This window comes from Miniphocaeibacter sp., from assembly GCF_049276255.1.
Classification (GTDB): Bacteria; Bacillota; Clostridia; order Tissierellales; family Peptoniphilaceae; genus Miniphocaeibacter.
Genome location: NZ_JBASWB010000062.1, coordinates 124960 through 138517, shown reverse-complemented (window position 1 = coordinate 138517; position 13558 = coordinate 124960). Strand labels below are relative to the sequence as shown.

The window sequence follows — 13558 nt, the reverse complement described above, 5'->3', positions numbered from 1 at the left end:
TTATTCGCCTTTTACTTCTGTAAGAGCATTATTTGTAATTTGATTAATTACTTCTTCTAAAGTAGTTCCTTTTTTTATTATAAATTCACCACTAAGAACCTTATCCTGTAGATTATATGTGTTAATAACATTTAGAAATTTTTCCTGGTCATCAATTACACCGCTTTGGGTAAGAATACTAGCCTTACTAATAATATCGGAACCATCTGGTAAAACTACTGTAATATCTATCTCTGGCATACTGTCACTAGCATAAATAGATTCACTTTTAACATTAGTTGTGGTTTTAGGTGTATTATTGTAAATAGATGCATAATCCCTTGTAAATATATAAGTTATTCTATTTTGTAGGATAAAAGCGACTAATGCTATAATAATTAAAGTAAATAAAAAATAATTTAAATCATATACAATATCTCTTATAAAATTTATAAATCGTTTCATAATTCTCCTTTTAACAGTTTACATAATTTAAGGTATAATTTAATTAGTATAATTATATCATAAAAAGGAAAACAAATGAGAGAAATAAAAATCGATAAAAATGATTCAAATCAAAGATTAGATAGATTTATGGTTAAATATTTACCTAAAGCGCCTAAATCTTTAATCAATAAATATATTAGGACAAAAAAAATAAAAATAAATAAAAAAAGAGCTAATCCAAATGATATTTTAGAAGAGGGAGATTTAATTCAAATATATGTATATGAAGAAATTCTTACTACATACGAAGATAAGAAAATATATACTAATTTAGACTATAATTTAGATATTATTTACGAGGATGATAATATTGCAATTATAAACAAACCATCAGGAATTTTAAGCCATGCTGCAAATAAGGAGGATTATGGTAATAATGTTGTTGATAATTTTATAGGTTATTTAATAAAGACTAAAAAATATAATCCAAGAATAGAAAAGTCGTTTGTACCTGCCCTTTCAAATAGATTAGATAGAAATACAAGTGGTTTATTAATAGGGTGTAAAAACAAAGAGTCACTTTTACAAATGAATAATTTAATTAAAAGTAGGAAAATAAATAGGAATTATTTAACAATTTGTAAGGGAAAAATAGAAGATGGTACTATTGATTTTAATATAAAAAAAGTGTCTGAAAATAAAATGAAAATATCTAAAGATGATGGTAAGGAGAGTAAAACCAAGATTAAACTCGTAAAGACAAATGGGGATTATTCTCTAGTGAAAATCAAGTTAATTACAGGAAGAACCCATCAAATTAGAGTGCACTTACAGTCTGTTAATCATCCTATTGTTGGAGATAAAAAATACGGTGATAAGAATATTAACAAATATTTTAGCAATAAATATAAATTGGAAAATCAATTATTACATTCATATAAAATTAAATTTAGTGGCTTACAGGGGGAGTTAAGTTATTTAAATGGTAAAGAGTTTTTTGCAGATCCACCTGTAAAATTTAAAAATATTATTAAGGAAATTTTTGGAGAGAAATATGAAAATATATATAGATAATAAAGAATTAGACATAGAAAAGGGTATGAATTATTTAGACCTATCTACTAAATTATATGGGAGAAAGAAAAAGGTAGGGGTAATAGTTAATAATTACTATAAAAACTTTTTAGAAAAAGTTGAAGAAAATGAAAGAATACATTTTTTTGATAAATATTCATCTGAAAGCGATGGGATACTACAAAGAACTATTATTTTAATATTTATATTGGCTTGTAAAAATCTATATGAAGATAAAACTATTGAAGTAGAACATTCTATTGGTGAATATATATACTGTGAGTTAAAAGGTGGAAATAAGCTTTTACATACAGATGTAAAAATAATAAAAGAAGAAATGCAAAGAATTATTGATGCAGACTATAAAGTTTATAGGAAAACTACAGATAAGAAAAGTGCATTAAAACTTTTTGAAAAAGAAGGTTATAAGGATAAGGTACTATTATTTAAGAATTTAAACTTTAAAGATATTCATTATTATGAGGTAGATGGAAGGATTTTTACCTTTCACGGATATTTAGCACCATCTACAGGTTATATTGATAAATTTGATATAATTTCCTATTACCCTGGAGTGGCTATTACTGTTCCTTCTAGTAGAACTAACGGTGAGTTAACAGAATTTCATGAAAGAAAATTACTTGCTAAAATCTTTTCTAACTCAAAAAGATGGACCAATATGCTAGATATTGCTAATGTAGGTAATTTAAATTCCTATGTTAAAAATAATGATATTAAATTCATAATAGATACTTCAGAAACATACTTTGAAAATCAAATTTCCAATATAGCAGATATGATTGTAAATGATAATGATATTACTATAGCGCAAATTGCTGGACCAAGTTCATCAGGGAAAACTACATCTGCCTATAGGTTATCTGTTCAATTGGCAATTAGAGGTAAAAGACCAATTCTAATTTCAACTGATGATTATTTTGTAAATAGAGAAAACACTCCTATTAATGAAGATGGAGAAGTTGATTATGAAATGTTGGAAGCTATTGATTTAGAAAAATTCAATGATGATTTAATGACCTTAATGGAAGGTGGAGAAATAGAATTACCTAGATTTAATTTTGTAACAGGCAGTAGGGAAAAATCAGGTAAATTTATAAAATTGGAAAAGGATAGTATTATTCTCATTGAAGGATTACATTGCCTAAATCCAAAACTAACACAATTAGTTCCGGAAAAGAAAAAATTTAAAATCTATATAAGTGCCTTAACTCAACTTAATATAGATAGTCACAATAGAATATCTACTTCAAGAGTAAGGCTTTTAAGAAGGATGATTAGAGATAATAACTTTAGGGGAAACTCTATTGAAGATACATTTGAAGGCTGGGATAAAGTAAGAAGAGGCGAAGAAAAATATATTTTCCCTTATCAAGATTTAGCTGATATTGCCGTAGATTCTTCTTTAGTCTATGAATTATGTATTTTAAAAAAATATGCTTATGAATTATTCGACACTTACGATTCTAATGGAAAGTATTATAAAGAAATTAAAAAGCTAAGGGCTTTTTTGAAATATTTTATAGATATAGATGATGAGACACTTGTTCCAAACAATTCTGTTTTAAGGGAGATAATCGGTTAGGAGGAGACATGAAAAAAGTTATAGGTATTGATATAGGTGGTACTAAAATAAATTCTGCTATAATTGCAGAAGATGGAAGTATTGTTGAAAGCTATACAGTAGCAACAGATGCTCATTTAGGCAGGGATGAAGTTATAAAGAGAATAGTAGATTCTATAAACAAGTTATTGACTCCGGAAATATTATCAATTGGTATTGCCACAGCTGGTTTTATAGATAGTGAAAATGGAATAATTGTTTTTGCAGGAAATATTACAGGCTGGACTGGTTTAAATTTAAAGGAAGAAATTGAAAAACATGTAAACATACCGGTTTTCGTAGGCAATGATGCTAATTTAGCTGCACTGGCTGAAAAATGGGTAGGCTCTGCACAAAAGTACAAAAATTTCATAATGTTAACTATGGGTACAGGATTAGGTGGAGCAATATATGATGAAAGAATTGGATTTTGGGAAGGAAGTCATTTCCAAGGAGCTGAATTAGGTCATATTGTTATGTATCCAAATGGTAGATTATGTACATGTAATCAAAAAGGATGTGCAGAAAAATATGTAGCTGGTTCTTCCTTGTCTATTAACTATAAAGAATTAACAGGCTTGGATTTAAAGGGTCCAGAGATTATTGAAAGATTAAGTACTGATGATAATGCAAAAAAAGCATTAAATAAATTAGCTAGGGATTTAGGAATTTATTTATCTACAATAAAGAATATATTTGATCCAGAAGCTGTAATAATAGGTGGTGGATTTATTAATACATCAACTTATTGGTGGGATGATGCAATTAATAGTTACAATGAATATTGTAATAGACCAGTTGGAATGGAAATAAAACCTGCAGAGTTTTTAAATGATGCAGGAGTAATTGGAGCAGGAAAGCTAGCATTTGATAAAATATAGAGGTAGTATGTTTAATATTAATTTATATAAATCTTCAAATTATTTATATGAAAATTTAAAGGATAATATTTTTAAAAACATAAAAAATAATGATGATTTTATTGTAATTTTACCAAATAAAAAAATAATTGAAAGACTTAGGGTTGATATTGTATCTGAATTTCATGCAGTATTAAATCTTAAACTATTTACATTTGATGATTTAATTAACTATAAAAATACGAGTTTTATTGAATTGGAGAACATGGATTATCTTAATAGTCTCATTATGCAAGTTAGTATAAATAATTGTATAACTAAAGGGATAATTGAAAACAATTATTTTTATAACTCAGAAGGTTTTTTAGCTATATCATTAAAATTAATTAACTATATTAAAAGTTCAAATATTGAAATTGAGGATTTAGAAGAGAAGGTTAAAAACAACTCTTCTCTTTTTTCTGTTCTTAATATTTTTAAAGAATACACTTATAATATGGAAAAATACAATATAGAAGATCGTTATGATAAATATAGTAATTTTTTAAATTCAAACAAGATATTAAATGAAATAAAGAATCTTAAAAAAATATATATTGCTGGATTTTTGGATTTTAGAAAAATAGAGTATTCTATAATAAGTTTTTTACAAAAGTACATTGGTAGTATTGAAGTTTTTATTCAAAATTCATTGGTAAACACATTAGATATTTATGAAGAAACCATTAAAAGGTTATCGGAATTAGATTTTAAAATAAATTACGAAGATGCATTAGTAGAAAAAAATAAAGAAAGAGCAAAATTAATAAAAGCAGAGGATAAATTTTTAGAAGTTAAAAGATTAGCAATTGAGATAAAAAGAGATTTACGAAAAAACTCCTTAAAAAGATGTGCAATTATTATTAACGATGAAGAATACAGGAATTTGATTTTAGAAAGGTTTAAAGAAGAAAACATCCCTATACAATCTACTTTTAAAATAAATTTAAAAGAGACTAATTTAGGAAAATGGCTATATATTGCTTTTAATAATGATATTAGTACACTTGAATATATAATAAGCAATTTAAATAACCCACTTATTTTTAATGAAGAAGTAGATTATTTAGAATTGGAAAATATTCTATATAAAGTACTTCCAAATAGTTTTGAAGAGCTTTTTACTTCCAATATATTAAGAACTAGTGACGACTATAATTCATATTTAAATATATTAAATAAAATAAATGAAGTATATTCTATTAATAGTAAAGAAAATTTAATAGAATATATAAAATATCAATTAGAAAAAACCATAGAAATAAATGAAGAAGAAAATGAAATCTACGAAAGATTTTATAAGTTTATTGAAAACTTAGAAGTAAAATATTTAACTATTTTAAATAACATGGATTATAAGGACTTTAAAAAATATTTTTTAAATATTTTAAAAGAATATTCAATTAGTGGAAACTCTGTTATAAATTGCGATTTAGAATTAATAGATTTTAATAATTATAAATTATTAAATCACGATTATCTGTATTTCTTGGGATTTAATGATGATTTTTATCCTAAGAGAGAAGGGGTTAATTTTTATTTTAACAGCAGAAGTAATCTATACTTAAGAAAATTAGGAATAGATATTTTAACAAATAATTTAAAACAATCTAAGGATAGGTTAAATTTCTTTAATATTATAAACTCTAATATAGAAAAGCTCTATATATCCTACGAAGATAGTGGAAAAGTTCTTTTATCGGATTTTATTTATGAATATGATGAAGATATAGAGCTAGAAGAAAATTATAGCTTTAAGGACTATATTAATCCTAAAAGTGAATATATTTTAAATAATTATGATAAGAATTTATATCTATCAATTTTTAAAGAACCAGAGAAGAATATTCTTACTATGAATAATAGTTTTAATATTTTAGAAGAAAATGAAGAGGAATTTGAAATCTATTCATCTACTAAATTAGAAACATACTTAATTTGTCCGGTAAAATACTATTATAAATATATTTTGAAAATAGAGGATTGTTTTATAGACAAGGAGTTAAATAAGATTTTAAAATTAGGAACTGCTTGTCATGAAACATTAAAAACTATTTACAAGGATTATTTAATAGAAAAAAATCAAAAATTAATAAAAGAGGATTTCATAATTAAAATATTAAAAAAGAATTTTGAATATTTAGATATTAGTACAAAAAATTTCGAAGGGGTAAATACTTTAAAAAGATATAGTAAAAATTTGAAAGATACAATAGAAGAGGATTTTAAATACTTAAGTAAATTTGAAGGAAAAATTAGCCCATATAAATTTGAAGAGAGTTTTTCATTTTCAAAACAGTTTAATATAGACGGTGTTGTTAAAAATATTAAATTTATTGGAAGAATAGATAGGATTGATAGGGATACAAGTAATAACTTTTATTTAGTAGATTATAAATTAGGAAAAAATTCTTTTAAAACCATTAAAGATTTTGAAAACAAAAAGACATTACAGTTTCCAATTTATTCTCTTATTAATAATATACAAGGATGTAGGTATATTACTATAAAGGATTCTAAGGTACATGAATTTTATATGACAAAAAGCAATATGTACTCAGATAATAATTCAGTTTCTAATGAAGGTTTAAGTAACTTAAGAAATGATACTTTAGAAATTATTGAAGAGATATTAAATAATATAAATAGGGAAGAATTCTTTACAGGAACTTCCGATATTAAGAATTGTAATTATTGTGAATATTATAATATTTGTAAATATAGAGGGTAAAATGAATTTAACTGATGAACAAAAGAAAGCAATTAATACAATTGATAAAAATATAATAGTTAATGCAGGTGCAGGAACAGGAAAAACTGAGGTACTAACAAGGCGTTATATAGAAATTTTAAAAAATGGAAAATTAAATAAAGACGAAGAAATATCCAGTATTGTAGCAATAACCTTTACTATTAAAGCTGCTAATGAAATGAAAGAAAGAGTTAGAAAACTACTAAAAACTCATGGTTCAAAGGAAGTTCAAAGATTTATTAAGGATATTAATGAGTCTCAAATTTCAACTATCCATAGTTTCTGTTCAAAAATAATAAGGGAAAACTCGTTTTTTTTAGACATAGATCCAAATTTTGAAATACTTGACGAAAATGAGAGTAAAAAAATTTTAAATAATATTATATCAAAAGTTTTAAATCCTGATGGAAAATTTAGTGATTTTTCTATAAAACTATTAAATTATACAGATAGAAATGATGTTGTATCTGTAATTACAGAAATTCAAAACCTGTATATTAGTATAAAAAACACTACTTTTTCTTTTGACGCTATAAAGAAAAAAACAATAGATGATATAAAAAAATTGAATAAATTTAAAAAATCTGAAGAAATTTATGATGAACTTATTTATATAAGGGATAATATAAAATTAAGGAAAAATACAAAGTTATTTAAATTTGTTAGCAATGAAGAAAAAATAAATAAGGTTAAGGAAATTAATAACATTGGTATATTAAAAGAACTGTGGCAATCTATATCAACATTAAAAAATAAGGATGTAGACTATTTAAAGGAAATTCTTAATTTAGAAATTCAATACAATGAATATTTAAAAGAAGAGGTATATTTACAACTCTTTGAATTATTAAAAATAATTGAGGAAGAATATAATTTAGCAAAAAAGCAACTGGGAAAATATGATTTTAATGATTTAGAACATTTAACTTTAAAATTATTAAAGAATAATTATGTAAAAGATAAAATACAAGAGGAAATAAGATACTTAATGGTTGATGAATATCAAGACTCTAATGATATTCAAAAGGAAATCTTTTATGAAATCTGCTCAAAAAGGGAAAAGTTAGATAGAAATAATATTTTTGTTGTAGGTGACCCTAAACAGTCTATTTATGGATTTAGAGGAGCTAACATAAATGTGTTTGAAAATACTAAAAAGGATATTTTAACTTCTAACGGTATTTTAATAACTTTTGTTGTTAATTATAGAACAGATAAAAATATTTTAGATGGAATTAATAATATTTATGAGAATATAATGGAGGACAGATACGATAGTTTAGTTGCTAATAAAATAAATAAGGGGAAAAATTGTATTAATTATTTTATTAACGATGGGACTAAAGATCTAGAATATGAGCCAGAGAATTTTTCCAATTATCTATCAAAACAGATAAATGAGGGAAAGAAGAAATTTGGTGATTATACTTTATTATTTAGGTCAAGAAATGAACAGGGTTATTTTGAAGAAAGTTTTTCAAAAAGAAATATTAAATACTATACCTTTGATTCTTTAGGTTTTTTTTCTTCAGAAGAGATAGTAACAGTAATAGAAATATTAAAACTAATTAAAAATCAAAGTAACTATATATCAATATATTATTTATTAAAATCAAATATATATAGGATAAGCGATTATGAAATATTGGAATTTATAAAAACAAAAAATCATAAAATTATTGAAAAAAATATAAATGAAATTATTTATAAAATTTCTATTTTAAATGATTATCCTAAGGACAAAATTTCAAATATATTAGATGAAATTTATAATTTATTTCAATTATATGAGATATATAACTATTCAGAAGACAATATTCAAAAACAAGGTAATTTATATAAATTAAAGGATATTGCCAGTGATTATGATAAAAATAATTTAACTTTTAATGACTTTTTTTATGATATAATTTATAATTCCAATAATGAAACAATGAAACAGGTGGAAGATGAAAATAGTGATGTAGTTAAATTAATGACAATTCATGGCTCAAAGGGATTAGGATTTAATGATGTTGTAGTTCCTTATATTAATAAGGCTAAACCTAATAATAAACCATTATTAAAATTTAATAAGGAAAATGGAGTAAGTATTAATTTTACATTAGCAAATTTTAGATATAATAGTCTAAACGAAGTTGAAAGTATATCTGAAAAAATTGAAGATAATAATATATATTATGTTGCTATGACAAGAGCTAAGGAAAATTTGTTTTTAGGTTTATCAGGGAAAAACTCAGGTTATAAAAAAATACTTTTGCCTGAAATAAAATCATTAGAAGAAAAACAAATGGCTAGTGAATTAAGAGAAGAAAAATATATTGAATGTAATTTTACTAAAGAAGAATACGATGAAAATATTTTTTATCCAAATATTGAGAGTATAAACCTGCAGACAAATTTAAGATTAAATACTAATATTACAAAAGTAATTGATTTTTATAATAAGGGTATGACTAAGTCAGATTATGATATAGTAGAAGATAAAGGGAAAATAGATGGTTTAAAGGATAATATTATTGGCGATATTATTCATAGATTTGCAGAACTTTACAAACCGCCATATAATATTGAATTTAAACATATTTTAGAAGAATTTGGCCTTGATTTAAAATATTCAAAAGATTTTGAAGAATATGTTGAAAATTTTAAAAATTTATTTAACTATAACACAGATGAAACTTATGAAGAAATAAGCTTTATATATAAGTATGAAAATTGTTTTTTTAGAGGTATTATTGATAAAATAGAGGTGGAGAATAATATCTTAAGAATTATAGATTATAAGGTTTCAAAACTTAATAAAAAAGAAATAGAAAATAGATACTGGATACAATTAGTATTTTATGGAATTGTATGTGAGAAAATCTTTCCTAAGAAAACTATAGAATTATCAATTAAGAATATTAAGAAAAATTATGAGATAAAAATAGATTTCAATAATGAAAAGAAAAAGAAACTTTATAATATTTTAAATGACTATATAAATAGTATTCAACAACAGATGGAGGAATAGTGTGGAGGAGAAAATATTATTAGTTGAAGATGAGGAAAATATAAGAAAGTTTACTAGGATAAATCTAGAAAGAGAAGGATTTAAAGTAATTGAAGCTGAAACAGGGGAACTGGGAGTAGAATTAGCTCAAAGTGAAAATCCATTAGTTGTTATTTTAGATATAATGTTACCAGGAATAGATGGTTATGAGGTTTGTAGAATATTAAGAGAAAAAATTCCTAATATAGGAATTATTATGTTAACTGCAAAAACTCAAGAAAATGATAAAATTCTTGGACTAGAAAGAGGAGCAGACGATTATTTAAGTAAACCATTTAATCCAAAGGAGCTTGTACTAAGGATTAAATCCTTAATTAGAAGATTAGAAAAACCAGTTGAGAATTCAAATATAATTACTCATGGTCCCTACCAATTGGATTTATATTCAAAGGCCTTTAAAAAGGATGGTGTTTATATTGAATTAACACCTACAGAACTTTCAATTATAACTTTGTTTATGAAAAATCCAGGAAGAGCCTTTACTCGAAATGAGTTGTTGGATTTAAATTGGGGAGAAGAATTTGTTGGCGATACAAAAATAGTTGACGTAAATATAAGGAGACTTAGGTCTAAAATAGAGGATAATCCTGGTAAACCGAAATATTTAGAAACTGTTTGGGGCACAGGCTACCGTTGGAAAAAGGATTGATGCGTTTTGAAAATAAGCATAAAAAATAGAATAGTAAGTTCCTTTGTTTTATTAATAATATTTACAGTTGTAGTTTTTGAAATTTTTTCAATTTATTCTGTTAGATATTATTATTATTCGGTAATTTATGATAATTTGAGAAATGAAATAAAATATTCTTTAGAAATGTCCAATATAAATTCCCCTGATTATAATATAGAAACGTCTATATTAGAGGATATGGATCAATATTATAGGGGAATTAAATCCCAAGTTCAAATACTTACAAATTCTAAAACCGTTATATACGACAGTCTAGGCACAGATTTAGTAGGTAAACAAATTAAAGGATATAAAGATGTTGATGACGCATCAGAAGGTATGGATGGACAGTATATTGGTAAAGTACCTTATTCAGAAGAAAAAGTTATGTCTGTTTCATCGCCGATAAAAACACAAGATGGGCAAAAGGCGATTTTTAGACTAACAACTTCATTAAAAAATGTAGATTTATTAATTAGGGAGCGGTATATTGCCTTTATTTCTTTTGGGATTTTTGTTATTTTGATTTCAATTGCAATAAGTGTAATAATGTCAAATAATCTAATTAAGCCTATAAAGAATTTAACTAAAACAGCTGAAAAATTAGCAGAAGGGCAATTAAATACACGAGTCGAAAGCTCTAAATTTGAAGAAATAGATGCTTTAAGTAGAACCTTGAACTATATGACGGACAATATTAAGGAAAAAGAAAAATTAAAAAATGACTTTATTTCTTCAGTTTCCCATGAATTAAGAACCCCTTTAACATCAATTAATGGTTGGGCAACGACTCTTTTATTTGAGCCTGAAGACACAGAATTAGTGAAAGAAGGTTTAGAAATAATACAAGGGGAATGTTCAAGATTAAGCTTAATGGTAGAGGAATTATTGGATTTTTCACGTTTTACTTCTAATAGGATAAAATTGGAAAAAGTGGAAACGGACTTTACAGAATTGGCTATAGAAATAAAAAAACAACTTACACCAAGAGCAAAATCCTTAGGGATAGATTTAATAATAAATTTTGAACCAGAACATATTATAGCTGACTTAGATCCAAATAGAATGAAACAAGTGTTAATAAATTTATTAGATAATGCACTTAAATTTACTAACACTGGCGGAGTTGTTATATTAAATCTAGGTGAGGATGAAAAAGATTTACAGTTTGAAGTTATTGATACTGGTGTAGGAATTGATAGCGAAGAAATATCCTTAATAACAGGAAAATTTTATAAGGGGAAAAATAGTAATTCTCATACTGGTCTAGGTTTATCTATTTGTGAGGAAATTGTAAAACTTCACAATGGAGAGATGATGATTTCTAGTGAAATAGGAGAGGGAACTACAATTAAAATTTCAATTCCAAAGAAAGAGGAATAATTATGAAGAGGTTTAAGATAATATTTTTAATACTGACAATACTTACTTCAGTTGTCTTAATAACATCTTGTATTAATCCTGAAGAGAATGATATTAAAAGTTCTATTATAGCTCCCGAACCTAACAATGTTATGTTAGAAGGTACATGGAAGGTAATAGATGTTATCCTAAATGGGGATAATACTGAAGCGAATAACAATAGAACTACAGAAGATTTATATATTAGTAAAAAAATGTTTAAATTTGGAAATAAAAGTATTTTAAGTCCTAATTTTACTACTAAATATATTAGTACAGATAAATTTTTTAATGTTAATTACCCAACTATAGACCCTAAAAGTTTTACGGTTAATGAATATGTTGAAATAGTTACAATATCAGAATCTGAAGGATTTACCCAGGAAATAATAAAAATAGAAGAAAATAAAATTTTATTAATAGCAGATGGATACCTATATTTTTTAGAAAGAATTTCAGACAAGGTTGATGATTCAATTTATTTAAAATATAAGGAAGATAATATTAAAAGTAATATTGAAGCTTACAATGGGAAAATTGGTCTATCTGTATCTATTATAAATAAACAAGAAGATGATTATAATTCCTACAGGGACTATAATTCCTATTATTTTTATTATGATAATTACAAGAAAAAAAATATAATTATGGAAGCTTACAAAGAGCCTGGTATATTTCTAGCAAATAAAAATGATTTTAATGTTTTATCATTTAGTGAGGTTTGGGATGGAGAAAATTATGAAGGAACATTAGTTAGAAAACTAGTAACAGATGATGAAGTATCACTTTCAAATGAGCTATTAAACTCCGAGATACCTTTTGAATTAACCTTTATTTCAGATAAGTATATTTCATATAGTTCTAGTGAAACTATTAATTCCAGTAATAAATATTATAGAATTAGGGAATTAAATGGTAATGGTGATTCTAAATATCTTAATATTCAAGACATAGCAGGCAATGAGGGATTAAAAATATTAAATGAAACACTGAGCAAACAAAATGAAAAAGATTCTTTAAACAAGAAATACAACTATTCAGTAGATGATTATATTAATATAGGTTTAGTAAGGGAAAATGGAAATTGGGAATTTAAAACTAGCCTAGTATTAGGTGAAGAAGAATTAAAATATAAAGATGTAAATATAAATATAGTACCTAAAATAGATATTATAAAAACCAAAGCTTCAGATATTAAATGGTCCGAAGAGAAAAAGAAAAATGAAAATATTATTGATATGGTATATTCTCCAGAAAAAAACTTCTATATGAAATTAGATAATACTAATTTACATCTCTATAGTATAATTAAAAATGAACCTTTAGCTACAATTAGATTACCTGAAGGGAATAAAAGTTTAATAAAAATTGAATGGATTGTAGGAAATAATGCCGATTTATGGAAAGATTACTTTATAAAAGCCGGTGGAGAAAAAATTCAAAATTAAGACAAAATAAAAAACCTTGTGAATATTCACAAGGTTTTTTTGGTGCGGGAAAGAGGATTTGAACCCCCACGTCAAAGACACTAGATCCTAAGTCTAGCGCGTCTGCCAATTCCGCCACTCCCGCGCATATGGGGTGGATGATGGGATTCGAACCCACGACCTTCAGAGCCACAATCTGACGCCCTAACCAGCTAGGCCACACCCACCAAATG

9 protein-coding genes and 2 tRNA genes are annotated in these 13558 nt (G+C 25.1%); 8 read left to right on the top strand and 3 right to left on the bottom strand.

Features of this window, described 5'->3' with window-relative positions:
- A complete protein-coding gene (locus WAO56_RS08335) occupies positions 1 to 444 on the bottom strand; it encodes a hypothetical protein (protein WP_422143095.1) in 444 nt (147 codons plus the stop codon).
- A gap of 75 nt (positions 445 to 519) precedes the next feature.
- Between WAO56_RS08335 and WAO56_RS08330 the strand changes: the two genes are divergently transcribed.
- Genes WAO56_RS08330 through WAO56_RS08295 form a run of 8 tightly spaced genes read left to right on the top strand, consistent with a single transcriptional unit; the run spans position 520 to position 13346 of the window.
- Positions 520 to 1500, top strand: a complete 981-nt coding sequence (locus tag WAO56_RS08330) for an RluA family pseudouridine synthase (RefSeq protein ID WP_422143094.1) — start codon at positions 520 to 522, stop codon at positions 1498 to 1500.
- Entirely contained in the window at positions 1481 to 3103 is a 1623-nt protein-coding gene (locus WAO56_RS08325) for a nucleoside kinase (protein WP_422143093.1), read from the top strand. Before WAO56_RS08330 ends, WAO56_RS08325 begins: the two co-directional genes overlap by 20 nt.
- An 8-nt stretch (positions 3104 to 3111) precedes the next feature.
- Positions 3112 to 4002: an ROK family protein gene (locus tag WAO56_RS08320; protein WP_422143092.1), complete on the top strand. Its 891-nt coding sequence runs from the start codon at positions 3112 to 3114 to the stop codon at positions 4000 to 4002.
- 7 nt (positions 4003 to 4009) lie between these two features.
- Entirely contained in the window at positions 4010 to 6751 is a 2742-nt protein-coding gene (locus WAO56_RS08315; RefSeq protein WP_422143091.1) for a PD-(D/E)XK nuclease family protein, read from the top strand.
- Between the two features lies 1 nt (position 6752).
- A complete protein-coding gene (locus tag WAO56_RS08310; protein WP_422143090.1) occupies positions 6753 to 9788 on the top strand; it encodes a UvrD-helicase domain-containing protein in 3036 nt (1011 codons plus the stop codon).
- A 1-nt stretch (position 9789) separates the two neighbouring features.
- The gene (locus WAO56_RS08305) at positions 9790 to 10476 is read left to right on the top strand and encodes a response regulator transcription factor (RefSeq protein WP_422143089.1); all 687 of its coding nucleotides are present in this window, start codon (positions 9790 to 9792) and stop codon (positions 10474 to 10476) included.
- Positions 10477 to 10482: 6 nt separating this feature from the next.
- On the top strand, positions 10483 to 11880 hold the full coding sequence (locus tag WAO56_RS08300; RefSeq protein ID WP_422143088.1) for an ATP-binding protein: 1398 nt from the start codon (positions 10483 to 10485) through the stop codon (positions 11878 to 11880).
- A gap of 2 nt (positions 11881 to 11882) precedes the next feature.
- Positions 11883 to 13346, top strand: a complete 1464-nt coding sequence (locus tag WAO56_RS08295) for a hypothetical protein (RefSeq protein ID WP_422143087.1) — start codon at positions 11883 to 11885, stop codon at positions 13344 to 13346.
- Positions 13347 to 13386: 40 nt separating this feature from the next.
- Here WAO56_RS08295 and WAO56_RS08290 read toward each other — a convergent pair.
- Positions 13387 to 13470, bottom strand: a tRNA-Leu gene (locus WAO56_RS08290).
- Positions 13471 to 13475: 5 nt separating this feature from the next.
- Positions 13476 to 13552, bottom strand: a tRNA-His gene (locus tag WAO56_RS08285).
- Positions 13553 to 13558 lie beyond the last annotated feature (6 nt).

Bases quoted from the DNA above. Each gene is read 5' to 3' on its own strand.
- WAO56_RS08335 (WP_422143095.1), bottom strand. From the start codon at position 444: ATGAAACGATTTATAAATTTTATAAGAGATATTGTATATGATTTAAAT.
- WAO56_RS08330 (WP_422143094.1), top strand. From the start codon at position 520: ATGAGAGAAATAAAAATCGATAAAAATGATTCAAATCAAAGATTAGAT.
- WAO56_RS08325 (WP_422143093.1), top strand. From the start codon at position 1,481: ATGAAAATATATATAGATAATAAAGAATTAGACATAGAAAAGGGTATG.
- WAO56_RS08320 (WP_422143092.1), top strand. From the start codon at position 3,112: ATGAAAAAAGTTATAGGTATTGATATAGGTGGTACTAAAATAAATTCT.
- WAO56_RS08315 (WP_422143091.1), top strand. From the start codon at position 4,010: ATGTTTAATATTAATTTATATAAATCTTCAAATTATTTATATGAAAAT.
- WAO56_RS08310 (WP_422143090.1), top strand. From the start codon at position 6,753: ATGAATTTAACTGATGAACAAAAGAAAGCAATTAATACAATTGATAAA.
- WAO56_RS08295 (WP_422143087.1), top strand. From the start codon at position 11,883: ATGAAGAGGTTTAAGATAATATTTTTAATACTGACAATACTTACTTCA.